At 62.0% G+C, this 22,268-nt stretch carries 19 protein-coding genes; 13 read left to right on the forward strand and 6 right to left on the reverse strand.

What is annotated here, in order from left to right:
- Positions 1 to 35 precede the first annotated feature (35 nt).
- From FGZ14_RS08645 to FGZ14_RS08670, 6 genes are all read left to right on the forward strand, one after another.
- The gene (locus tag FGZ14_RS08645) at positions 36 to 386 is read left to right on the forward strand and encodes an immunity 51 family protein (protein ID WP_139923324.1); all 351 of its coding nucleotides are present in this window, start codon (positions 36 to 38) and stop codon (positions 384 to 386) included.
- Positions 387 to 435: 49 nt separating this feature from the next.
- Positions 436 to 1,056: a dethiobiotin synthase gene (bioD, locus tag FGZ14_RS08650; protein ID WP_139923326.1), complete on the forward strand. Its 621-nt coding sequence runs from the start codon at positions 436 to 438 to the stop codon at positions 1,054 to 1,056.
- A gap of 111 nt (positions 1,057 to 1,167) precedes the next feature.
- Positions 1,168 to 2,490 (forward strand): adenosylmethionine--8-amino-7-oxononanoate transaminase, encoded by a 1,323-nt coding sequence (gene bioA / locus FGZ14_RS08655; protein ID WP_139923328.1) that lies wholly within the window; start codon positions 1,168 to 1,170, stop codon positions 2,488 to 2,490.
- Complete coding sequence (locus FGZ14_RS08660; protein ID WP_139923330.1) at positions 2,483 to 3,751, forward strand: beta-ketoacyl synthase N-terminal-like domain-containing protein; 1,269 nt, start codon at positions 2,483 to 2,485, stop codon at positions 3,749 to 3,751. Before bioA ends, FGZ14_RS08660 begins: the two co-directional genes overlap by 8 nt.
- Positions 3,752 to 3,990: 239 nt before the next feature.
- Entirely contained in the window at positions 3,991 to 5,349 is a 1,359-nt protein-coding gene (locus FGZ14_RS08665) for a M28 family metallopeptidase (protein ID WP_139923332.1), read from the forward strand.
- 248 nt (positions 5,350 to 5,597) lie between these two features.
- The gene (locus FGZ14_RS08670; protein WP_257883381.1) at positions 5,598 to 6,155 is read left to right on the forward strand and encodes a glutathione peroxidase; all 558 of its coding nucleotides are present in this window, start codon (positions 5,598 to 5,600) and stop codon (positions 6,153 to 6,155) included.
- A 147-nt stretch (positions 6,156 to 6,302) separates the two neighbouring features.
- Here FGZ14_RS08670 and FGZ14_RS08675 read toward each other — a convergent pair whose 3' ends face one another.
- Positions 6,303 to 6,710, reverse strand: coding sequence for a spore germination protein GerW family protein (locus tag FGZ14_RS08675; protein ID WP_180754558.1), 408 nt, complete (start codon positions 6,708 to 6,710; stop codon positions 6,303 to 6,305).
- A 241-nt stretch (positions 6,711 to 6,951) separates the two neighbouring features.
- On the opposite strand from FGZ14_RS08675, the gene FGZ14_RS21730 reads away from it, so the two are divergent.
- From FGZ14_RS21730 to lysA, 3 genes are all read left to right on the forward strand, one after another.
- A complete protein-coding gene (locus tag FGZ14_RS21730) occupies positions 6,952 to 7,110 on the forward strand; it encodes a hypothetical protein (RefSeq protein ID WP_180754560.1) in 159 nt (52 codons plus the stop codon).
- A 147-nt stretch (positions 7,111 to 7,257) separates the two neighbouring features.
- Positions 7,258 to 8,583, forward strand: a complete 1,326-nt coding sequence (locus FGZ14_RS08680) for an aspartate kinase (protein WP_139923335.1) — start codon at positions 7,258 to 7,260, stop codon at positions 8,581 to 8,583.
- A 12-nt stretch (positions 8,584 to 8,595) separates the two neighbouring features.
- Positions 8,596 to 9,738, forward strand: a complete 1,143-nt coding sequence (gene lysA, locus FGZ14_RS08685) for a diaminopimelate decarboxylase (RefSeq protein WP_139923336.1) — start codon at positions 8,596 to 8,598, stop codon at positions 9,736 to 9,738.
- A 314-nt stretch (positions 9,739 to 10,052) separates the two neighbouring features.
- Here the strand turns inward: lysA and FGZ14_RS08690 are convergent, their stop codons facing one another.
- Together FGZ14_RS08690 and FGZ14_RS08695 are read right to left on the reverse strand one after the other, a co-directional pair.
- Positions 10,053 to 11,705 (reverse strand): glycosyltransferase family 39 protein, encoded by a 1,653-nt coding sequence (locus FGZ14_RS08690; protein ID WP_139923338.1) that lies wholly within the window; start codon positions 11,703 to 11,705, stop codon positions 10,053 to 10,055.
- 66 nt (positions 11,706 to 11,771) lie between these two features.
- Positions 11,772 to 11,960, reverse strand: coding sequence for a hypothetical protein (locus tag FGZ14_RS08695; protein ID WP_139923339.1), 189 nt, complete (start codon positions 11,958 to 11,960; stop codon positions 11,772 to 11,774).
- Positions 11,961 to 12,152: 192 nt separating this feature from the next.
- Here FGZ14_RS08695 and FGZ14_RS08700 point away from each other — a divergent pair, with 192 nt between their 5' ends.
- The 4 genes from FGZ14_RS08700 (at position 12,153) to FGZ14_RS08715 (ending at position 17,340) form a co-directional block, all read left to right on the forward strand.
- Positions 12,153 to 12,755: a sce7726 family protein gene (locus FGZ14_RS08700; protein WP_180754562.1), complete on the forward strand. Its 603-nt coding sequence runs from the start codon at positions 12,153 to 12,155 to the stop codon at positions 12,753 to 12,755.
- Positions 12,756 to 12,905: 150 nt separating this feature from the next.
- Positions 12,906 to 14,402, forward strand: a complete 1,497-nt coding sequence (locus FGZ14_RS08705) for an SDR family oxidoreductase (RefSeq protein WP_139923343.1) — start codon at positions 12,906 to 12,908, stop codon at positions 14,400 to 14,402.
- A 70-nt stretch (positions 14,403 to 14,472) separates the two neighbouring features.
- Positions 14,473 to 15,087, forward strand: coding sequence for a hypothetical protein (locus FGZ14_RS08710; protein ID WP_139923345.1), 615 nt, complete (start codon positions 14,473 to 14,475; stop codon positions 15,085 to 15,087).
- 429 nt (positions 15,088 to 15,516) lie between these two features.
- Complete coding sequence (locus tag FGZ14_RS08715; RefSeq protein WP_139923347.1) at positions 15,517 to 17,340, forward strand: prolipoprotein diacylglyceryl transferase family protein; 1,824 nt, start codon at positions 15,517 to 15,519, stop codon at positions 17,338 to 17,340.
- A 12-nt stretch (positions 17,341 to 17,352) separates the two neighbouring features.
- Here the strand turns inward: FGZ14_RS08715 and FGZ14_RS08720 are convergent, their stop codons facing one another.
- The 3 genes from FGZ14_RS08720 to fbp form a co-directional block, all read right to left on the reverse strand.
- A complete protein-coding gene (locus FGZ14_RS08720) occupies positions 17,353 to 19,329 on the reverse strand; it encodes a S9 family peptidase (RefSeq protein ID WP_139923349.1) in 1,977 nt (658 codons plus the stop codon).
- A 120-nt stretch (positions 19,330 to 19,449) separates the two neighbouring features.
- Positions 19,450 to 20,991, reverse strand: coding sequence for an aldehyde dehydrogenase family protein (locus FGZ14_RS08725; protein WP_139923351.1), 1,542 nt, complete (start codon positions 20,989 to 20,991; stop codon positions 19,450 to 19,452).
- Positions 20,992 to 21,108: 117 nt separating this feature from the next.
- On the reverse strand, positions 21,109 to 22,149 hold the full coding sequence (gene fbp, locus FGZ14_RS08730) for a class 1 fructose-bisphosphatase (RefSeq protein ID WP_139923353.1): 1,041 nt from the start codon (positions 22,147 to 22,149) through the stop codon (positions 21,109 to 21,111).
- Positions 22,150 to 22,268: the final 119 nt, after the last annotated feature.

Here is a 22,268-nt window from a genome sequence, read left to right on the forward strand (position 1 = left end):
CGCAGAGCATTATCTCACCCAAAGATCCTTACATAATGAGCAGCAAGGAGTTTACTGATACACTCCGTCCGTTCTTCTGGTCGGAGCACGAAAACAGCGCGTCAGTTTGCCTGGAGGTGGGCGGCTACCGAAACGAAATCTTTGCCACAAGAGCAGCAGAAGGCTTTGAGGGCAGCGGGTACGACTGGGCGTCTCTGGCCCAGGTATTCTTAACGGAGCAGCAGCCCCAGCTGGCGGGCATCGTGAAATTCGACCCGGAAGGCAGCATGTTCTGCGCTTACTCGGCGGATAAGGAGGCCCTGAAGCAGTTTGCGCTGGCCTTCAAGATAGCCCTGGACGATGAGCGTATCGCAACGGACCTGTTGTCTCGCGCTGAGCTGGATTAGGGAAAGTCAGACGGCACTCGCAACTCCTACTCACCCCAACCACCCGACTTTGGAACGACTTTTCATCACCGGCATCGGCACCGACGTAGGCAAAACCCTGGTGTCGGCCATCCTGACTGAGGCTTTGCAGGCTGACTACTGGAAGCCTGTGCAGGCGGGCCTGGAGCCCTCCACCGACGCGGGCACGGTCCGCAGTCTGGTGCGCAACACCCGCAGCCACTTCTGGCCGGAGCGCTACCGCCTGCAGCTACCCGCCTCGCCGCACGCCGCCGCCGCCGCCGAGGGACTCACGCTCCGCCCAGAAGATTTCCAGCTGCCCGAAACCGACAACCACCTGCTGGTAGAAGGGGCCGGCGGCCTCCTGGTACCACTCGCCCCCGGCTTCCTCATAGCCGACTTAGCACGGCAGCTGGACCTCGATGTGGTGGTGGTTTCGCGCAATTACCTGGGTAGCATCAACCACACCCTGCTCACGCTGGAAGCCCTGCAGGCGCGCGGGCTGCGGGTGCGCGGCCTCGTGTTCAACGGGGAGCCTACTCCCGCCACCGAGAACTTCATCAGTCAGCATACTGGCGTGCCCCTGCTACCCCGCATCCGGCCCGAAACCGAAGTAACCCCCGAGGTAGTAAGCCGCTACGCCACCGAGTTTCGGGCGTGGTTTGAGCTATAAGAACGGCTCTGCGTTTCTCTGCGAAACCCTCTGCGCGCCTCTGCGGGAGCCGACGCCAGGCAGCCGTTGCTCCAGCCGGTTGTACCTTCGCGCTCCATTACCCCTCCTTCCATGCCTACTCTTTCCGAGCGGGACCACGCCGTAGTGTGGCACCCTTATACCCAAATGCAGACTGCCCCGCTGGCCGTGCCCATTGTGCGTGGCGAGGGCAGCTGGCTGATTGCCGAGGATGGCACCCGCTACCTCGACGGCATTTCGTCGTGGTGGGTAAACCTGCACGGGCACGCCCACCCGCACATTGCGGCCCGCGTGAGCGAGCAGCTGCGCACCCTGGAGCACGTGCTGTTTGCCGGCTTCACGCACCCCGCCGCCGTGGAGCTGGCCGAGCAGCTGCTGGAAATTCTGCCCGAAAACCAGGCCCGCGTATTCTATTCCGACAACGGCTCGACGGCCGTGGAAGTGGCCCTGAAAATGGTGCTGCAGTATTTCCACAACCTCGGCCAGCCGGAACGCCGCACCTTCATCTGCTTCCAGAACTCCTACCACGGCGACACCTTCGGGGCTATGGCCGTGAGTGCACGCGGGGCCTTCACGGAGCCGTTCTGGCCGCTGCTCTTCGACGTGGAATTTATTGATGTGCCGGTGCCGGGCCGGGAGGCCGAAACGCTGGCTCAGCTCGATACTCTGCTTGGCCGCCCTGATATAGCAGGCTTCATCTTCGAGCCTCTGGTGCTGGGCACAGCTGGCATGGTGATGTATGAGCCAGAAGTACTCACGGAAATGCTGCGCCGCTGCCACCAGTGCGGCGTGCTGTGCATTGCCGATGAGGTGATGACGGGCTTCGGGCGCACCGGTCCCCTGTTTGCCAGCAGCCTGCTGCAGGAGCAACCCGACATCATGTGCTTTTCCAAAGGCCTGACGGGCGGCACCCTGGCCATGGGCCTGACCACCTGCGCCGCGCCCATTTACGCCGCTTTCCTCAGCGACAACAAGATGCGGGCCCTGTTCCACGGCCACTCTTACACCGCCAACCCCGTGGCCTGCGCCGCTGCCCTGGCCAGCCTGGAGCTTACCCGCACCGACGACTGTCAGCAGCAGCGCCAGCGCATAGAGGCCGCTCACGCCGCTTTCCGTCAGGAAATAGAAGCCTTGCCCGGCATCCGGCAGGTACGTCACCGCGGCACCATTCTGGCCGTGGAGTATGACCCCGGCGAGGGCACCAGCTACTTCAGCCGCCTCCGCGACGCCTTCTACCAGCTGGCCCTGGACAACCACATTGTGCTGCGCCCCCTGGGCAACGTAGTGTATTTGCTCCCCCCCTACTGCACCACCAACCCCGAGCTGGAGCTACTGTACGCGGTGCTGCGCCGCATGCGTGAAGTAGTGCTGAACTTCGAGCCGGCGCCTACCCTCCCCGAGTACCTGCATGACTGAGTTTGCCCCCGACGAGCTAATTGTTATCCGGGGCCGGGGCCGGGTATCGGCGCTGGGGCTGCAGCCACTGCCCGCTGACGCCAGCGTTTCGCCCTTCACCACCCACGCCACCGGCCTGCCCGTAGCTGCCCTACCCCCCGCCGCTGAGGCAACCCTCGCCGAGCTGCGCCGCACCCAACCCGCCTACCGCCAGCTCGACCGCACCGTACTGCTGGCCCTGCTGGCCGCCCGTCAGGCCGCGGCCGCAGCCGGCTGGCAACGTAGTGAGGTGGTGAGTGGTGAGCAAAAACACGACCCATTACTCACCATCTCACCATTTCACCATTTCACCACTTCACCTCTGGCCGTCAGTATTGGGAGCAGCCGGGGCGCTACGGGGCGCACGGAGGAGTTTCACGCTGGTTTTCTGGCTGATGGCGTTGTGCCCGCCGGTGCCTCGCCGCTGACTACCCTCGGCAACGTGGCCAGCTGGGTGGCCTACGATGCGGGCAGCGCGGGCGGCGCGGCCCTGAGCCACTCCAGCACCTGCAGCAGCGCGTTTCAGGCCCTGGGCAACGCCACGGCCTGGCTGCGGGCGGGCATGGCCGAGCGGTTTCTGGCCGGGGGTACCGAGGCGCCCCTCACTGATTTCACCCTGGCTCAGATGCGGGCCATCGGCATCTACTCACCCTTTGCCGCCGAAGATTTTCCCTGTCGGCCCGGCGCGGGCAAGCCCTCTACCTTCGTGCTGGGCGAAGGCGCGGCGGTATTCGCCCTGGAGAAAGTGGGCCGACAACAGCTGGCGGCGGAAGCCGGTAGCGCACCGGTTTTCGTGCTGGAAAGCGTAGGGTTTGGCTTCGAGGCCATCGGTAGCAAAACCGGCCTTTCGCCCGAGGGGCAGCACTTTCAGCAAGCTATCCGGCAGGCGCTGGCTCAGGCCCGCCTCACGCCCGCCGCCGTGGATGCCGTAGTGCTGCACAGCCCGGGCACCCCGGCCGGCGACGCGGCCGAGCGGGCGGCGCTGCGAGCAGTTTTCGGGGAAAGCCTACCCCCACTGCTGTCCAATAAGTGGCTGATTGGGCACACCTTGGGCGCCTCGGCCGCTCTCAGCCTCGATTTTGCCCTGCACATCCTCGAAACTCAGCAGTGGCCGGCCGCGCCGTTTGCCACCGACATAGCTTCCGCAGCCCCGAAGCCTATCCGCCGGATTCTGGTGAATGCGGCCGGCTTCGGGGGAAACGCGGCTTGTGCGCTGGTATCGGTGCTGGACGCAGGTAGATAGAACTGTTGGCTCTGCTATCCTGATTACCCGGCGAAAAACTTCTGCCGCTTCGTTGAACAGGTAATTACTCCCGGTAAAGGTCCTTCGCTGCACTCAGGATGACAGGCGCAGGAACAGTGTTCGGCTTGGCCCATAACTTATACCCGGCTAATCCGGTGGGTGCCTTACCTTGCGCCGCAACGTGGGGCCACCCTTCCGCGTCTCTTGCCCAATTCCCAAACCAGATCCTACCCTTCTCCATGCGCCGTTCCTCGCTGCTGTTGCTTTCGCTTGGTTTCACTACCTCGGTTTTCGCCCAGAACAAGCCCAACGCTACCCCCGATCCGCTCATTACCAAAATGGTGCAGGACATATCGGAGAAAAACCTGCGCGACGACATCGACAAGCTCGTGAGCTTCGGCACGCGCCACACCCTGAGCGACACCAAGAGCAAGAAGCGCGGCATCGGGGCGGCCCGCAACTGGGTGGAAAGTGAGTTCAGGAAGTACAGCAAGGCCAGCGGGGGCCGCCTGAAAGTGGAGCAGGACACCTTCACCATCAAGCCCGACGGCCGCCGCATCGACCGGCCGGTGGTCATGGCCAACGTAATGGCGACCCTGCCCGGCACCGACCCCACCGATAAGCGCGTGTTCATCGTGAGCGGGCACATCGACTCCCGGGTGACGGACGTGATGAACGCCACCGCCGACGCGCCCGGCGCCAACGACGACGGCTCGGGCACGGTGGCCGTGATGGAGCTGGCCCGCGTGATGTCGCAGCAGCAGTTTCCGGCCACCATCATTTTTGTGGCCGTGCAGGGCGAAGAGCAGGGGCTTTATGGCTCGACTCACCTGGCTAAGCGCGCCAAGAAAGAAGGCTGGAACCTGGTGGCCATGCTCAACAACGATATCATGGGCAACTCTTCGGGCCACGACCCCGAAATCAAGGACGACAAGCGCCTGCGCGTGTTCAGCGAAGGTGTGCCCGCCACCGAAACCACCGACGAAGCCCGCGTACGACGCACGCTTTCTTCGGAAAACGACTCGCCCAGCCGCAACTTGGCCCGCTACACCCGCACGGCCTGCCAGCAGTACGTGCCCGGCCACGAGGTAGTGCTGGAGTATCGTCCCGACCGATTCCTGCGCGGCGGCGACCATACGCCCTTCAACCAGCAGGGCTTCACGGCAGTGCGCTTCTCGGAGATGAATGAGGACTTCCGCCACCAGCACCAGGACCTGCGCACCGAAAACGGCGAGGAGTACGGCGACTATGCCAAGTTCATGGACTTCCCCTATCTGCGCCGCAACACCGGCGTAAACCTGGCCACGCTGGCTAGTCTGGCCCTGGCCCCCGCCGCCCCCGAAAACGTGGGCGTGCTCACGGCCAACCTCACCAACCGCACCGAGCTGAAGTGGGAAGCGCCCAAAGCCGGCGAGAAACCGGCCGGCTACTACGTGCTCATGCGCGAAACCAGCGCCCCGGAGTGGCAGCAGAAGTTCTTCGTGACCGATACCAAAGCCGACCTGCCCCATAGCAAGGACAACTACATTTTCGGGGTGGTGTCAGTGGACGCCGAGGGCCACGAGAGCCTGCCCATCATTCCGAAACCGGTGCGCTAGATTCTCAGAATCTCAGGAGTTTTACGCCTTTTACCACACCGGACCCGGCCGCGTTCATCAACGCGCCGGGTCCGGTGCCGTTTAATGACAATCCGAACCGTTTTGCAACTGTTGTGCTTCGGATTGGTTACTCCGCTGGGTACGCGGCGCGGGCACCTAACCCGATGGCGTACTTTTGCCTTTCTCTTAACCCCAAAGCCATGCCCTCTTTTCGTCAGAAACTTTTGAAATTCCTCTACCCGCTCATCATGAAGCTTTCCAAGTCGGGCAGCAAGGGCAAGGTGCTCCGGAATGAAAAGCAGGCCGCCGCGCCCGTGCCGTTCTACGACCTCGCCGGCCAATTGAACTCAGGGCAGCCGCTGAAATTTGACGAGTTGCGGGGCAAGAAAGTACTGCTGGTGAATACGGCGTCCAACTGCGGCTACACCAACCAATACGAAGAGCTACAGCAACTTTCCGAGCAGTTCTCTGACCAGCTGGTGGTTCTAGGCTTCCCCGCTAACGACTTCGCGGAGCAGGAAAAGGCTGACGATAAAGCCATTGAGCAGTTTTGCCAGGTGAACTTCGGCGTATCGTTTCCTTTGATGAAGAAGAGCGTGGTGGTGAAAAAGGGCGAGCAGAACCCCGTGTACCAGTGGCTTAGCAACGCCCGCCAGAACGGCTGGAACGAGCAGGCTCCCGACTGGAACTTCTCGAAGTACCTCATAAGCGAAGACGGCCGCCTGACCCACTACTTCGGCCCCGCCGTTTCTCCCCTCAGCGACACCGTTATCAGCACGATTAAAACGCCGGGCCAGAAAAGTTAGCGGCAGCGCTTACTAATCCTGATAAACAAGCCCGTCATTCCGAGCGCAGCCGAGGAATCTCGCGTGCTGACGTTGCATTGGTAACCTGACGTCAGCACGCGCGATGTCTCGACAAGTTCGGAATGACGGGCTAGGAGCCAGTACAGCCTACCCCTTCTTTTGGCCCGAATCTGCATTACCGGCACTCTGCCGCTGGCCTTTACCCAAAGCACGAGCCAATACCCAGCCCAACGCTACTCCTAACAGAACGTGCCGGGTGCGGCTGGTGGAGACAAACCGGGTGCGTTTGGGTCGGATGTCGAGTACGCCGGCCGGAAAAGCCAGCGCACCACCTCCGAAGCCGCCGCCGCTGCCGGCCGCTTCACCTTCGCCCTCTCCGGCTTTAGCCGTGCGCTTGCCTACCCCGAAACCACCGCCCAACCCGTACACCACCCTGGCCACGGGCACTACCGTAGCGTACGGCATCACGATGGGCTCGCCGAAAACGGTGCGCACTCCGGCGTTGCGCGTAAACTCATCAGTAAAGGATTGGAGAGATTCCTGGGCGGTTGGCATGGGCTGGTTGGCTAGTGAAATGGGGAGAGAAAAGCAGTAGGTACGCTTGAGTCCTTGCTGCATCTTACGTCTTTTGGCCCTGCAGGATAGGATTTAAGCCTGCAGTAAGCGGGTTGTTGCCTGCACGAGGGGGTAGGCAGTTGGCATATATTCAAAAATTCCAGCTCAGCCGTTGGTGTTTTTCCAAGGAACTGCGTACTTGCGGCCGCAAAGCGGGGTAGCCCCCACTTTTCATTTGCTTATGCGGCTCACTACCACCTCATTCGGCACTTCTACTTCTCTGGCCTCGGCCGGGGTGGCAGCCGCGTGTATGGGCATGAAGCCGGGCAAACAGGTAGCCTCGCCGCTGTCGGCGGGCCTGCTGATGGTCAAGAAATCGAAGAAACGCAACCCGACCTGACCGTCGCACCTGTTCGTCGTACCTACCTACCACTGAACCCTCAAGCGCCGGTCCTCCCAGGATCGGCGCTTTTTTTTCCTCTTTTCTTTTCCGGCTCGCAACCCGCCGGAGTTTTCTGCGCCACTTATCTCCTGTTTTTCCCTGTTTATGAAAGTTCTCAAGTTTGGTGGCACGTCCGTAGGGTCGCCACAGCGGATGCGCGAAGTAGCCGAGTTGATTCATGCCCCGCATCTGCAGCGCCGCATTGTGGTACTGTCGGCCATGAGCGGCACTACCAACGCGCTGGTGGAAATTGCTACCCTGCTCTACGCCGCCGATGCCACCGCTGCTACCGCCCGCATTGAGGCCCTGCGCCAGCGCTACCACGAGGTAGCCCGCGAATTGCTACCCGGCGAAGGCCTGGCTGAATCGGCTATTGAAACCCTGAATCAGCATTTCGACGCGGTGTTGGCTCTGACCTCGGCCCCGCTTTCTGCCGATGGAGAGCGGGTGATTTTGGCCCAGGGCGAGCTGCTGAGCACGCTGCTCGTGCACCGCTACGTAACCCAGGTGCTGGGCCGTCCGGCCGTGCTGCTGCCTGCCCTCGACTTTATGCGCCTGGATGTGGACGAGGAGCCCGACGCGGCCTACATCCGGGAGCACCTGGCCGCTACCCTCGCGCCCTACGCCAACCAACAGCTGTTTATCACGCAGGGCTACATCTGCCGCAGCGCCCAGGGCCATATCGATAATCTCAAGCGCGGCGGCTCCGACTACTCTGCTTCGCTGATTGGAGCGGCCGTAGAGGCAGAGGAAATCCAGATTTGGACTGACATCGACGGCCTGCACAACAACGACCCGCGCATCGTACAGGGCACCTACCCCATTCGGGAGCTGTCGTTTGATGAGGCGGCGGAGCTGGCTTACTTCGGCGCGAAGATTCTGCACCCCAGCTCGGTGCTGCCCGCCCGCCAGCACGGCATTCCGGTACGCCTGCTCAACACCATGCAGCCCGAGGCCCCCGGCACCCTAATTTCGGCCAAAACGGGCTCCGAGGCTATCAAGGCGGTAGCCGCCAAGGACGGCATTACGGCCATCAACGTGAAGTCGAGCCGCATGCTGCTGGCCCACGGCTTCCTGCGCAGCTTGTTCGAGATTTTCGAGCGCTACCGCACCTCCATCGACATGATTACGACCTCGGAAGTAGCCGTGTCGCTGACCATCGACGACGCTACCCGCCTGCCCCAGATTCTGGAAGAGCTGCGCCGCTTCGGCACCGTAGAAGTCGATGAAAACCAAACCATTATTTGCCTGGTAGGAAGCCTGGGGCAGGACGCGCACGGGGCGGCCAACCAAGCCTTTGCCGCTCTGCGCGACATTCCGGTGCGCATGATCAGCTACGGCGGCTCGCCGAACAACATCAGCATTCTGGTGCACAACAATCACAAAGTAAGCGCCCTGCAGGCCCTGAATGCCGGGCTGTTTCAGCGGTAATTCTCTATTTCGATGGCTTTTCAACTTCCGGCGGAGCTTACCCAGCAGCTTACCCCCTTTTATTACTACGACCTTCAGTTGCTCGACCAGACACTGGCGGCACTTACGGCGGCCGCCAGGCCGGGCAATTTCCAGGTGCACTACGCCTTGAAAGCCAACTCCAACCTGCCCATTCTGCAGCGCATTCAGCAGGCGGGCTTTGGGGCCGACTGCGTGAGCGGCGGCGAGGTGCAGCGCGCCCTGGATGCTGGCTTCTCCCCCGACCATGTGGTATTTGCGGGAGTAGGAAAATCAGATGCGGAAATCAACCGGGCCCTGGCCGCCGATATCTTCTGCTTTAACGCCGAATCGGTGCCGGAGCTGCAGGTGCTCAACGAGTTGGCCGGCGCCCAGGGCCGCAAGGCACGAGTTGCTCTACGCATCAACCCCAACGTGGACGCGCACACCCACGCCTACATCACCACTGGCCTCGATGCCAACAAGTTCGGCATTAACTTGGCCGATCTGGCGGGGGTAGTAGATGGCCTGGACAACCTCCCCAATGTAGAGCTGATAGGTCTGCACGCCCACATCGGCTCCCAGATTACGGAGCTGTCGGCGTTTGCCAACCTGAGCCGCAAGCTCAATGAACTGCAAACCTGGCTGGAAGATCGGGGCCACCGCCTCCCCCACCTTAACGTGGGCGGCGGCCTGGGCATCGACTACCACCAGCCCGACCAGAACCCCATTCCAGACTTTGCGGCCTACTTCGGGATGTTTGAGCAGCACCTGGAGCGGCGGCCGGGGCAGCAGGTACACGTAGAGCTGGGCCGGGCCGTAGTAGCTCAGTGCGGCACCCTTGTAAGCCGGGTGCTCTACGTGAAAGAAAGCCAGCAGACCCGCTTTGCCATTCTTGACGCGGGCATGACGGAACTGATCCGGCCGGCCCTGTACGGCAGCTACCACCTCATCCAGAACCTGACCAGCCAGCGCCCGGAGTTGACCTACGACATTGTGGGCCCCATCTGCGAGTCGTCGGATACGTTTGGCAAAGCTATTACTCTGCCCGAAACCCAACGCGGCGACTTGGTAGCTATCCGCTCGGCCGGTGCTTACGGGGAGGTAATGTCCTCAGCCTACAACCTGCGCGAGAAAGCTGAAGCCGTTTACCGGTAGTCATTTCCAGGGCTTACGCTTGTTTACCTGGTACTCCTTTTACGCCCGTCGGGTGAAAGGCTGTTCTGGCCGGGTAGAACCGGGCATTGACCAAAACTTTCAGCAGGCCAGGTATTGCTCCTACTACCTTTGACTCAATAACAAACGGCGCACGAAGAGTTAATGGAAAGGAAGGCTCTCCGCGTGGTGTGTTGCAGCTGGTAAATGGAGTAGGGTGGATATAGAACAGCCAGCTGCAGCCCCGTAGATAAAAAGCCGCTACCTCTGGTAGCGGCTTTTTCTGTTTTCAGGAGTAGGGAAACACGCCAGCCTTTCTACCATAACACCGTCCACTTGCCCAGCTTTTCCCGCTGGGTGAAGTAGCGCAGCATCCACTGGCGCTCAGGTTTTAACTCGCCTTTCACCAGGAGCACCGGGTGCTGCAGCAGGAGGGCGCCCAGGGCTGGCTCCTGCTGGGGGTCCTGGAGGTAGAGCAGGTAGCGCTGCCAGCTGGTGCCGGCCTCGAACTGGGTTTCGCGGTTGAGGTTGTGGTTACCATCGTTGAGGAACACGGGCAGCTGGCCCAGCTCGAAAGCCAGGGACGGCAGCAACTGGTCGTACACCAGCACCTGGCGGTTGGTGAGCTGCTTATCCCGAATGAACTGGGCCAGGGGGCGGCTGCCGTTGAACGCCAGCTCGTTCTGCTGCATGATGGGCTTGGCCGACAGCAGCAGAAACACCGTGAACAGGGTGGTGGCCACCAGCAGACGCGGGGCAATGCGCACCTGGTTCCAGAGCGTGAGCGTGAGCACCAGCAGGATAACTCCGGCCGCCGGCCAGAGGGCCGTGAACGGCTTCACCTCGAACCCCAGGTTTACCACCGTCGTGAGGATGGGCAGCAGGCACAGGGCGCCCAGCAGAAACCCGTAGAACGCCACGATGCCCACGTACCAGCGGTGCAGGACGGCCTCGGTGCAGCGGCCCAGGTAGTACACCGTCAGGAGCACTACCCCCGGGAAAATGGGCAGCACGTAGAGCAGCAGCTTGGATTTGGACAAAGAGAAAAACAGCAGGGGCACCAGCACCCAGAAGATGAGCACGTTGCGCCACTCGCGTGGCACCGTGCTCCAGGGCGTGCGCACCGCCCGAACTACCAGGGCCACAGCCCACGGCAGGCTGGTAGCGGGGGCCAGCACCAGATAAAACCACCACGGTTTGGCCCGGTTGAAAGTAGCCGCGTTGGCAAAGCGCTCCACGGTGTGTTCAAACAAAAAGTAGCGCAGAAAGGCCGGGTTTTCGGCTATCAGGTACAGATACCAGCTCAGCCCTACCCCCACAAACAGCGCAAACCCCAGGGCATGATGCCAGGTAAACGGCCGTTTGGTCTGCCCTTGTTTGAAGTAGAAGCCCATAACGGCCATTAGCGGCAGCACAAAGCCTACCGGCCCTTTCGTGAGGAAGGCCAGCCCAAGCCCCAGCCAGAACAGGTACAGCCACCGCACTCCGCCGCCGTGGTAGTAGCGCAGAATACCGTAAGCGGCGGCCAGCTCCAGGGTAGCCAGGTAGGCGTCGGTGGTAACGTTAAGGGCCGAAATCAGCACGACGGGAAGCGTGCCGTAGATAACGGCGGCGGCCAGGGCCCGGGCACGGTCCTGCTGGAACAGCAGCAACCCCAGCCCATACATCAGCCCCACCTGCAGCAGCACGGCCAGCACCGGCAGCAGGCGCACGCCCACCGTATTTTCGCCGAACAACCCCAGCCCCGCCGCGGTAAGCCAGTAGGTAAGGGGCGGCTTGTGGAAGTGCTGAATGCCCAGCAGGCGCGGGTGCAGCCAATCCTGGCCCGCCAGCATTTCCCGGCCTATTTCAGAGTAGCGCGCCTCGCTGCTTTCCAGGGGCCCCCAGCTGCCCAGCTCCCACAAAAAGGCGGCGGCAAGCACCAAAAGAAAAAGCCAGAGCCAGCGGCGGGAGGTCATCGGGAAGGGCATAATCAGAACAGGGTAAAACCGCCGTGAAGGTAGCCACAAAGCCGGCTTCCGGCGGCACTCCTACCCCTATTCGCCGCGCATAGGCTCCTCCGGTTCCTCATGGGGTGGCTCCTGACCTCGCTTTATGCCTAAGGCAATAAACGCAGCCCCTACTCCCACAAAAGCCAGCCGCTTCGAGTTAGTCAGACCGAGAATCAGAAACAGGAAACCGATGAAAAACAGCGGCGTGAAACGGAAGCGGCGGGGCGTCGTCATGATTATCTAACATACGAAACTCCGGCCGGAGTACCTATCCGGCCGGTGCAAGGGTAGGGAGCCGGCAGGAGTTGGGGAGAACTGCAGCTATACACTTCTGCCAGGACCTTATTTCCTACCCCCGCCCCTACTCTGAACTTCGCCTACTGCCGTTCATGGCGTAACTTGCGGTTTGTTTACTGGCCTCAATTCGTGAATGATCCTGAAATCCGGGCGCTTCTTTACCCGCTGCTGACGGGCGGCGTGTACGTGGATGAGCTGCCCACCGGCACCACCCGGGCCGATGTCGTCCACATCACGGAGCAGTTTATGCACGGCTACGAGCTGAAAGGCGACGGCGACACCCTGCAGCGGGTGGCCAAGCAGCTGCCCTGCTACGGCCGGGCCTACGATTTTGTCACCTTCGTCGTCACGGAAAAGCACTTGCCCAAGCTCCTGCCCCTGCTGCCCGAGTGGGTGGGCGTGCTGGTGGCCTCGGCGGAGGGCCTGCGCCTACACCGGCCGGCCCTCTACAACGCCACGGTAGAGCGCCCGGCGGTGGCGGCGTTGCTGCGGCTGGAGGAAATCAAGCAGTTTCTGCTGGCTCAGGGGCTGGTAGGCGTGAGCACCTACCGCCGCCGGGACGTACTCAATTTTCTGCGCACCACGCAGCTGGTTACGCTTTCAGCCCTGGCTCACCATGTCCGGCGGCAGCTCATGGGCCGGATGGACGAGCGCCTGGCTTTCCGGGCCGAGCGCAAGGCCGAGCGGGAACGGGTGGCGGCTCGCCGGCGCAAGCGCCCCAAGCGGAAGTGAATTCACCGTCATTCCGACGCAGGAGAAATCTGAGTGCGCCATCTAACGGTCTGACCCAGATTTCTCCTGCGTCGGAACGACAAGAGGCAGCTCGACAACTTCCTGGTACACAAAGCAGTTAGACGAGTACACCCACCGTCTCCTGCTGCCATGAAGATTCTGCTTACCGGGGCCAATGGTTACATTGGGCAGCGCCTGCTGCCGCTGCTGGTGGAGGCGGGCCACCACGTCATTTGCGTGGTGCGCGACGCCCGGCGCTACGAGCTACCGGAACGCCTGCGCGCCCACGTTACGGTAGCGCAGGCCGACTTGCTGAAGCCCGATTCGTTGGCCGGGCTGCCCGCCGACATTGATGCGGCTTACTACCTGGTGCACTCCATGAGCGGGCACAACAAAGACTTTTTCCGGCTGGAGCAGGAGTCGGCCCGCAATTTTACGGGCTACCTCAACCGCAGCAGCTGCCGGCAGGTCATCTACCTTTCCGGCATTGCCAACGACCGGGCCCTGAGCGTGCACCTCCGCTCCCGTAAAGCCGTAGAGAAAGAGCTGCGCCGAACCGAAAAAGCGACCCTTACAGTGCTGCGGGCCAGTATTATTATCGGTTCCGGGTCAGCCTCTTTTGAGATTATCCGGGATTTGGTGGACAAGCTGCCCGTGATGGTGACGCCGCGCTGGCTGAACTCGCGCTGCCAGCCCATCGGCATCCGCGACGTGATGCACTACCTGCAGGCCGTGCTCGATAACCCGGCCTGCCTGGGCCAGTCGTTTGATATTGGCGGGCCCGACGTGCTGACCTACCGGCAGATGCTGCTGGGCCTGGCCGGAGTACGGGGGCTGCGGCGCTACATTCTCACGATTCCCGTCCTTACACCGCGGCTGTCATCTTGGTGGCTGTACCTGGTCACCAGCACTACCTTCTCCCTGGCCCAGAGCCTGGTAGAAAGTTTACGCAACGATACCGTAGTAAACCCGCGCCGCAGCATTGGGGCGGTAGTGCCCCATGCCTGCATGAGCTACCGCGCGGCCGTGGAGCTGGCCTTTCAGCGCATCGAGCAGAACGAGGTGGTCAGCAGCTGGAGCGACGCGCTGAGCAGCGGTGTGATGCCGCAGGGCTACATGGACCACATCCAGATTCCGCAGCACGGCTTGCTACAAGACCGCCAGATGCTGCGCTTCACGCGCCCGGCCCAGGAGGTGCTGCGCAACGTGTGGAGTATAGGCGGCGAGCGGGGCTGGTATAAGGTGGACTGGCTCTGGCGCGTGCGGGGGCTGCTGGATAAGCTTGTGGGCGGCGTGGGCCTGCGCCGGGGCCGCCGCTCGGCTACCAAGCTGCGCGCCGGTGACCCGCTCGACTTCTGGCGCGTACTCGTGGCCGACAAAGCCAGCCGCCGCCTGCTGCTCTACGCCGAAATGAAGCTCCCCGGCGAAGCCTGGCTGCAATTCCGCATTCTAGACAACCCCGACGGCTCGCACACCCTGGAGCAGCTAGCGGCGTTCCGACCCCACGGCCTGGCCGGGCGCCTGTACTGGTACTCGCTGGTGCCGTTTCACTTTGTCATCTTTAAGGGCATGATCGAGAACATTGTGCACTACGGGGCCACGGAGCTCTTGCCGGCCCGGCAGGCACCAGCCCCCGCGCCAGGCTAACGGAGGCACCGTGGCAAGGTAGTTGAGAAGCGGGCTCGTCTGTTTCAACCTCTTCTTATCCGGCCCATGTATGCATAAAACATTACTTTTCTTGCTGTTATTCACGTTTACTGCGCCCGTATGGGCACAAACCTCTCCATCTTCAGCGGCTCGCAATACAGTGGTGGCGGGTGGCGGATGGGCCCAGCAGACCAACTATGGCTGGCCGGGCACCGCCATCTTTCTGGGCTTGGAGCACCGGCTCTCAACACGCTCCTTGTTTAGCGTGCAGCCTCGCCTGAGCGGCTTCCGGGCCGATACGCGCAGCCGGGAGCCGGACAAGCAGCCCGGCGAGCAATACGCCACGGCCGTAGCGGAGGCGCTGCTGGCTGTGCGCACCAGTCGGCGGCCCGAGCGGCTTGCCCTGCGGCTGGAAGCCGGGCCGGCGTTGTTTATGGGCCGCGAAACCACGCTTTACCGTTACCCAGGCACGTATCTTAACTCCAACGGTACTACCACTACTCTGCTAACCAGCGAGTATCGGCGCGAGACCATTCGCAAACCCGGCTTCTCCCTGGGGCTGAGCGCCGACGCTACCCTGCGCAACCGCCTCTACCTGGGCGTGGGCATAGAAAGCCGCACCTACTCCTATTTTCCCGGAGATATCCTGACCGCATCAGTACGGATAGGGTACGCGCTTCCTTAACCTGCCCCCTGGCATGACCGTGGCTCACTTGAACCTGGCCGCCATAACTACCCGCGTGAAGGAGCTACCATGTCGGCTTGTGCCGCCGCACCGCCAGATGCCCCTTCGCTGGCACTGCCTGTTAAAGTCCTTTGCATTCGTATTTATTGCCTTACTTATCAGATACATATACTTTATAGATACTTCCCCATAAGTCTGGCACAGTGAGATTCTCGTTGGCGAATCCACTGCGGGACCGCCTACCTTCAACTCGTTATCCACCGCACTATTCCTTTCGTGACGGGCCTTCAGGCCCCCTCGTTACCCGCCGGTTATTATTGCTGCATCCAAGCCGCCGCCTTTGCCTCGTTCCGGGGGTGGGGCGGCGGTTTTTAGTTAGGCTCGCGTTACCTGCCGATTTCTGATTTTTCCTGTTTTACTCTGCCAACTATGTTTCCGTCCACCGTTGTTGCCGTTCCGCACGGTTCTGGTTATTACGCCCTGTTTTACGTGCTGGGCTTCGGGGTGAACCTGGCGCTGTTGGTATGGGAAGGCCGGCAGCGCGGCTACCCCCTCCGCTCCTGGCTGCTGCTGCTGGCCTGTATAACGGTGCCGTTTATTCTGGGTACCAAGCTGCTGGCGTTATCGGGGGCCGAGTGGGAAACTTTGAGCAGTAGCGGCGTACTGCCGGCCTCGGAAGCCCGCTCTATTCTGGGCGGGGCGCTGGCCTCGGGGTTGGCCCTGCCCCTGCTGCGGCGGGCCTTCGGCTACGGCCGGCACGTGTACGATGCCTTTGCCCTACCCTTGTGCGCGGCTCTGGTGGTGCAGTGCGTGGGCTGCGTGCTGACGGGTTGCTGCTTTGGGGTGCCCACGGCGGGCAGTTGGGGCCTTACCTACGCGCCCGGCACCCTGCCCTACCTCGTGCAAGTGTACCAAGGGCTGATTCCGGCCGGGGCCGCGGCCTCGCTTCCTACCCACCCTACGCAGCTGTATGCGTTGGCGCTTTGCGCGGGGGTAGGCGGCGTGCTGCTGCTCACGCGCCACAGCGCATGGCCCGATGGCAGCCGCCGCTGGCTGCAGGTGGGGCTGCTGCTGGCGGGGCGCTTTGTGCTGGAATTCTGGCGCGACCCAGCCGGGGAACCCGTGGGCGCCGCAGCCCACACCCACGCCGGCCTGACGATGCTGCAGCTGCAATGGTGGCTACTGATTACGGCGCCGGCAGCCCTGGGCATCTGGTGGTGGCAGGTGCGGCGGGCGGGCCGGATGGCGGCAGAGCCGGAACAAGCGCCGATCAACTTTTCGGGCCGAAACCTGCTGGCCGTTGGGGGGCTGTTGCTGCTCACGGCCGGGGTAGGACCCTGGGCGCTGAGCTTGCCGGAAGTGCTGGTGATAAAGTCCTTGCTGCTGGCCGTGCTGGTGCTGGAAGCCGGCGCTTACCTGCGCGGACTGGCCTCCGCGCCCCGACTGGTGCGGGCAGCCCTACCCCTGGGCCTGGCCAGTACGGTGTTCGTGCTGACCAGCCAGGTTTCACCTGACTCGACCTTATCGGTAGCCACTCCCGAGAAGTATTACACGCTGAGCGGCAGCTTCAGCTCGGGCCAGTTTCTGCGGGAGCAGAACACCGAGGGCGGCTGCGGGGGTAGCACGCCCCTGGAGCTGTACCGCCACCGCTACGCTACCGGCACCCTCGACTTCTCCCGTACCAAAATGCCCGGCACGGACCCGGATGGCGACGTTCATAAGGCCGAACGAACCCTGGGCCTACGTATGCACATAGGCGGCGACCAGGAAACACCCCTGGGCCTGGGGCCTTACCGCCGCCGTACCACGCTATTCGCCCTTAACCCCTACGTGCAGCTCGACCGCCCCTGGCTAGGCGTGGGCCTGGGCCTGATGGTTGGCAACCTCGGCTACCACCGGTACCTGTCCGGCGATGATGTCAGTGTCTTGGATATGCAGTCCTCGGTGCGGGTGGGGCGGCGCGAGCAGCTATATGTTCTGGTAGATTACAACTACCTCGGCTACGGCCCGGGTAACCCGCAGCAGCGCATCGGCATCGGTACGGGGCTAGGCGGCTCCAAATGGCAGCTACTAGCTGGCGCGGCCAGCAGCAAAGGCTACGATGTGCAGGATGGGGCCAATCGGTGGTCGGGGTTTGCGGAGGCGGGCTTCCGCCCTACCCCCGCCTGGCAGATCAACTCCTTTGCCCTTTTTGGCAACCCCAACCAGCGGCAGGTGGGCTTGCGGCTCAGTCGGCGGCTGAGTGCCCGCTAGCTTTCAGTGGGCTTACTTTTCCTCTACCAACCGCGGCCCTAGTGCCTGCCGAAGCTGAGGTAAATCGTAGCGACGCAGCACGCCCGGCAGCACCCAGGAGTAGGTGTCTTTGCGGGTGGGCTCCCGCAGCATATCCTGGAAGGAAGTGGGAGCCTGCCGCAGCTCCAGCCTGCTGATGCGCTCCGTGAGCACAGCGGCGTGAAGAGCTGCTACCCCTACTAGGCCCGTGGCGTGCACTTCCTGGGGCTTGCCTTGCAGTCCAGTCTTGCTTCCAGCCCAATCCAGCACCGTCAGGATATCAGTAACGCGCTGCCTAAGCAACGGCCGGCCGAGGTGGAGGCTGAGCAGAGCCGGACGATACTCGTGGTTGTAGTATTTGGGGTCGTTGAAGGCGGCGGGGTCGGTGGTTTCACCCAGGCCGCGCAGGTCGGACAGCACCACGGCAGTTTGCTGCTGTAGGTAGCCTTGAATGTAGGCATAGCTATCGGCAAGCGTGTTTTTGCCGCCATCGGATAGCATTATAACCACTCTCTGCGGAGCAGTACCGCCGGCCGGTAGCGCCAGCAGCAGGGGTAGCGGAGGCTCCCCGGCGCGGCGCAGTAGCAATTTCTGCCAGGCAATTCCTTTTACAGTCGTTTCTTCCTTTACCTCTGCCACAGTAGGTGAGGTAGGCGCTAGCTGCAGTTGCTGCTGCACCTGAGCCCGGAGCTGTTCCGCGGTAAGAGAAGCGCGTGCCTGGCCTAGCTTTTTTGCTTCTTCGGCGTAGATCTGGGTTAAGGTTACTTCCTGCCGAAAAGCTGTGTTTACCTGCCCAGTGGCCGTGCACCACAGCTCTTTTTCCGGCAGCGTGGCAAGGTTTGGCTCCCGTACGGGGGTAGCATCTTGCAGCAAGAACTTTCGAAACCAGGTAACGGCGGCTTCACGCTTGGGCTGAGAGATACCGTGCCCATCGTCGTAGGTGAACATCCCTATCTGCTCGGGCTGGCCGAGCAGGCGGTAGGCCTGCTGCAGTTCCTGGTGGGTTGCCTCCATGCTGGTATAGTCCACGAAATCGTAGCGGGCCGCGAGTAGCAGCAGGGGTTTGGGGGCGAAGATGAGTGGATACTCTGTTAAATCGAGGCCGGCCGCGCCGGCGCCAGGCAGCATTACGCAGCCGTCGGCGGGGCCGGTCAGCTCCAGGTTCCGTTCGCCGGCGGCCACATAGCTGCACAGGGCCGCTACCTTCACCCGGTCGTCAAACCCCAAGAAATATGCCGTTTGGGTGGCGCCGCCGGAGTTGCCGAGGCAGCCGATTCGCTCGGCATCCACTTCGCGGCGGGTAAGGAGGTAGTCGAGGCCGCGCACGTTGTCCCAGAGCTGGGCAGCCGGCACCGTGCGGCCCAACAGCGCAGCCTGGGCGTTGAGCAAGGTGTGCTCCGTGGTGCCGCCCCGCGTTAAAGGCTTGCCCGCGGCATCAGTCAACTGCATTCTTTCACCCTGAGAAATAGGGTCGATAACGAGCACCAAAAATCCATTCCGGGCAAATAGAATAGCCGTTTTCTGGTACGATTCCGTGGCTTTCGATTCCTGCTCGTGCCCGCAGAACAGCAGCACCGCTGGCCGTTTGCCTTTTCCATCCGGCACGTACAGGTTGGCCGTTACGTGGTGATTGGGTGTGCTTTCGTAGATAACTTTTTCGATTCGAAACCCGGTCCGCGCCAGCGTGCCCGTCACCCTTGCCTTGAGCGGCGTGCGCGGCGGCAAAGGCCCCAGCACCCGCCGAAACCGCGCCCGCGCACTGTCCTGATACGTCCGCATCTGCTCCGCCGACTGCGTAGCTTGGCTCCAGGCCGCACGGCGCTGGTCGTACTGCCCGTGCATCTGCTGCAGCAGGTAGGTACTGAGCGTGGCCGGGGCTTTCCAGTCGATGACGTTGTAGGCCTTTTGCGCGGCGGCGGGGGTAGGCAGCAGCAGGCTGAGGGCCGCCAGCAGAACAGGTACAGGTTTCATGTCAGGAAAGAAATAAAGCCCTTTCCACAAGGTGCAGAAAGGGCTTTCTATGGATGCCTTTTGGGCAGAGAGTTTCCTACCTCAGTCCGACGCCAAAAGCCTCCGGACCAAGCTGGCAGCTTAGATTTTCTCCGGCAACAGCAGCGCGTCCTGGAAGTTGCCCAGAATGGCTTTGTCGCCTTCCGTAACGGCTTCTACTAGTAGGGCCCCGCCTACAAATGCGCCCTTCCACGACTCGCCCATACCGCCGAATACCTCTTCCCGGTCGCCGCGGGAGCGGAGCTTGTTGAGGCCGACTTTGAAGGCGCGCACTTCCTTGGCCGTGCGGGCGGCCCACTTCTCGTCGTCGGAAGCCACGGCGGCTACCAGGGCCCCGTTCGAAATGTTCATCTCCCCTACTAGTTCTTCTACCCTATCCACCAGCACAATGCTGTCGATAGGGCCGAAGGGCTCCTTGAAGTACAGCTCGCTCTGGCGGGGCAGGTTCACCAGGGCCCGTGGCGCACGGTAGGCGCTCCTGTCCTGGCCGGGCAGGAACAGGGAGTCATCAAGCTTGCCTTCGTAGATGGGGGTAGCGCCGGTTTTCAGGGCATCGGCGTAAAGACGGTCGAGGTCCTCGGCCTGGCGTGCGTTGATGACGGGGCCAAAGGCCAAATCGGGCAGCTTGTCGTCGGGGTTATCCACCAGGGTAGGATTACCCACTTTCAGGTCCTTGATGGTGTTCCAGTAGGTTTCTAGGAACTGGGGGAACAGGCGGCGCTCCACTACGAAGCGCACGTAGGCCGTGCAGCGCTGCTTGCCGTAGTCGTAGCCCTTCTTGAGCTGGTCGGCCAGGGAGGTCCAGTCGGAGTAGTTCCAGATGCCGTAGGTGTTCACGCCTTCCATTTCCAGCATGTAGCGCTTGTGCTCCTGGCTGAGGGCGTCGGCGATGTTGCGGCCGTTGTAGCGCCCGCCCACAAAGCTTAGGCAGTCCACGGCCTCGTGCTTTACCAGCACGTCGCTCAGCTCCCCGCCCGAGCCGCTCACCAGCGTCACGGGCAGGCCGCAGCGGCGGGCAATGGCAAAGGCCAGACTCAGGGAAATAAAGCCCCCATCGGTGGGGGTTTTGGCAATAACCGCGTTGCCGCACAGGGCCTGCACCAGCACCGCGTGCAGCAGCACCGACATGGGGTAGTTCCAGGAGGCAATGTTGCTCACCAGGCCCAGGGGCTTGCGCTGGCCCAGCATGCCTTCAATATTATCTACGTACCACTGCACCCCGTCAATGGCGCGGTCAATGTCGGTGAAGCCCAGCTTAAAGGTTTTGCCGATTTCCCAGATCAGCAGCTTGCCGATTAGGTCCACTTGCGGGCGCAGCTGGTCGAGGCAGTCTTGCACGCGGCGCTTGCGCTCATCCAGGTCGGTAGCACCCCAGGCGGCGGCTTCCTGCTTGGCGGCTACCACGGCACGTAGGGCGGTGGCGTGGTCGAGCATGGGTAGGGAGCCGATTTCGGAGCCATCGACGGGCGACACGAACGGGCGAGGCTTGCCGGGCTCCTGCCAGCGGCCTTCGAGCAGGTTCAGAAAGCCAACGCCATCCAGCGCGAAGATTTCGGGAGTTACACTTTTGGTTTGGTTGAGCAGGTAGCCAAACTCTACCTGAGGGGAAACGATTTTAGGCATGGTTGGGGAAAGAGTAGAAGGACGACAAACCGGCGTCGCCCACTGGAAAAGCACGGCCCACGGCCGACAAGGTATCCGGCGGCAGCCATCTGCCGCCGACCGGGCTAAGTAAGCAGATCAGGCGTGATTTTGTTCTATGGCTTCTTTCTTCGGTGCTACCCCCACCGGGGCCAGCAACCTCTCCACCAACGCCGGCGAGCCCACGAACAGCGGGGTACGCTGGTGAAACTCAGTAGCCACAATATCCAGAATAGGGCCAGTGCCCGACTCGGCACGGCCGCCGGCCTGCTCAATCAGGAAAGCCAGCGGGAAGGCCTCATACAACACCCGCAGCTTGCCGCTGGGGTTCTTGCCGGTGGGTGGGTATAGGTAAATGCCGCCCGTGAGCAGGTTGCGGTGGTAGTCGGCTACCAGGGAACCCACGTAGCGCCCGCTCTGCCCTTCGCGCTTGCACTGCATCAGGTACTCGCGCACGTACTGAGGGTAATCGAACCAGTAGCCTTCGTTGCAGCTAAACACTGTGCCGGAGGTAGGAATAGTGATGCTGGGGTGGGAAAGGAAGAATTCGCCCAGGGAGTTTTCGTAGGTGAAGCCCGCTACCCCGTGGCCGGTGGTGTACACCAGCATGGTGCTGGAGCCATACAGAATGTAGCCAGCTGCTACCTGCTGCCTTCCGCCCTGCAGAAAGTCCTCGCGCGTGGCCGACTCCCCTACCGGCGTCACGCGCCGGTAGATGCTAAAAATGGTGCCGATGCTGATGTTGACATCAATATTAGAGGAGCCGTCCAGGGGGTCAATGGCCACCACGTACTTGCCCTGGCAGTTGCCGGTGTGAATGATGTCATCTTCTTCTTCCGAGAGCACCGCGCAGGCCTCGCCTCCGTTCGTGAGGGCCCGGATAAAGCGGATATTAGCTTCCACATCGAGCTTCTGCTGGGCCTCACCCTGCACGTTCTGCTGACCCATGCTGCCGATGATGCTCGTCAGGCCCGCCCGGTTTACTTCCCGGTTCACAATTTTGCCGGCCAGCGCAATGTCGCGCAGCAGCTGGCTCAGCTCACCGGTGGCAAAAGGAAACTCTGCCTGTTTCCGCATGATGTAGCGCTCCAGCGTGGTACCAACGGGCTGAGCAATAGCGTTTTCAGTAGAAATATTCATGCGTGGTAGGGGTACAAAAGCTCCCGCAGCCTACGCCACTGCTTTTTATGAAGCCGCCGCGAAGTCTGAAGAGGTAAGCTGAATGAGTTGGGGAAAAGACTAGGCCTTACAAGAATACA

This window comes from Hymenobacter sp. DG01, from assembly GCF_006352025.1.
Lineage (GTDB): Bacteria > Bacteroidota > Bacteroidia > Cytophagales > Hymenobacteraceae > Hymenobacter.

Bases quoted from the DNA above. Each gene is read 5' to 3' on its own strand.
- FGZ14_RS08715 (WP_139923347.1), top strand. From the start codon at position 15,517: ATGTTTCCGTCCACCGTTGTTGCCGTTCCGCACGGTTCTGGTTATTAC.
- FGZ14_RS21730 (WP_180754560.1), top strand. From the start codon at position 6,952: ATGCGGCTCACTACCACCTCATTCGGCACTTCTACTTCTCTGGCCTCG.
- FGZ14_RS08645 (WP_139923324.1), top strand. From the start codon at position 36: ATGAGCAGCAAGGAGTTTACTGATACACTCCGTCCGTTCTTCTGGTCG.
- FGZ14_RS08720 (WP_139923349.1), bottom strand. From the start codon at position 19,329: ATGAAACCTGTACCTGTTCTGCTGGCGGCCCTCAGCCTGCTGCTGCCT.
- FGZ14_RS08670 (WP_257883381.1), top strand. From the start codon at position 5,598: ATGAAGCTTTCCAAGTCGGGCAGCAAGGGCAAGGTGCTCCGGAATGAA.
- FGZ14_RS08665 (WP_139923332.1), top strand. From the start codon at position 3,991: ATGCGCCGTTCCTCGCTGCTGTTGCTTTCGCTTGGTTTCACTACCTCG.
- lysA (WP_139923336.1), top strand. From the start codon at position 8,596: ATGGCTTTTCAACTTCCGGCGGAGCTTACCCAGCAGCTTACCCCCTTT.
- FGZ14_RS08705 (WP_139923343.1), top strand. From the start codon at position 12,906: ATGAAGATTCTGCTTACCGGGGCCAATGGTTACATTGGGCAGCGCCTG.
- FGZ14_RS08680 (WP_139923335.1), top strand. From the start codon at position 7,258: ATGAAAGTTCTCAAGTTTGGTGGCACGTCCGTAGGGTCGCCACAGCGG.
- FGZ14_RS08710 (WP_139923345.1), top strand. From the start codon at position 14,473: ATGCATAAAACATTACTTTTCTTGCTGTTATTCACGTTTACTGCGCCC.
- bioA (WP_139923328.1), top strand. From the start codon at position 1,168: ATGCCTACTCTTTCCGAGCGGGACCACGCCGTAGTGTGGCACCCTTAT.
- FGZ14_RS08675 (WP_180754558.1), bottom strand. From the start codon at position 6,710: ATGCCAACCGCCCAGGAATCTCTCCAATCCTTTACTGATGAGTTTACG.
- FGZ14_RS08690 (WP_139923338.1), bottom strand. From the start codon at position 11,705: ATGCCCTTCCCGATGACCTCCCGCCGCTGGCTCTGGCTTTTTCTTTTG.
- fbp (WP_139923353.1), bottom strand. From the start codon at position 22,149: ATGAATATTTCTACTGAAAACGCTATTGCTCAGCCCGTTGGTACCACG.
- FGZ14_RS08695 (WP_139923339.1), bottom strand. From the start codon at position 11,960: ATGACGACGCCCCGCCGCTTCCGTTTCACGCCGCTGTTTTTCATCGGT.
- FGZ14_RS08725 (WP_139923351.1), bottom strand. From the start codon at position 20,991: ATGCCTAAAATCGTTTCCCCTCAGGTAGAGTTTGGCTACCTGCTCAAC.
- FGZ14_RS08660 (WP_139923330.1), top strand. From the start codon at position 2,483: ATGACTGAGTTTGCCCCCGACGAGCTAATTGTTATCCGGGGCCGGGGC.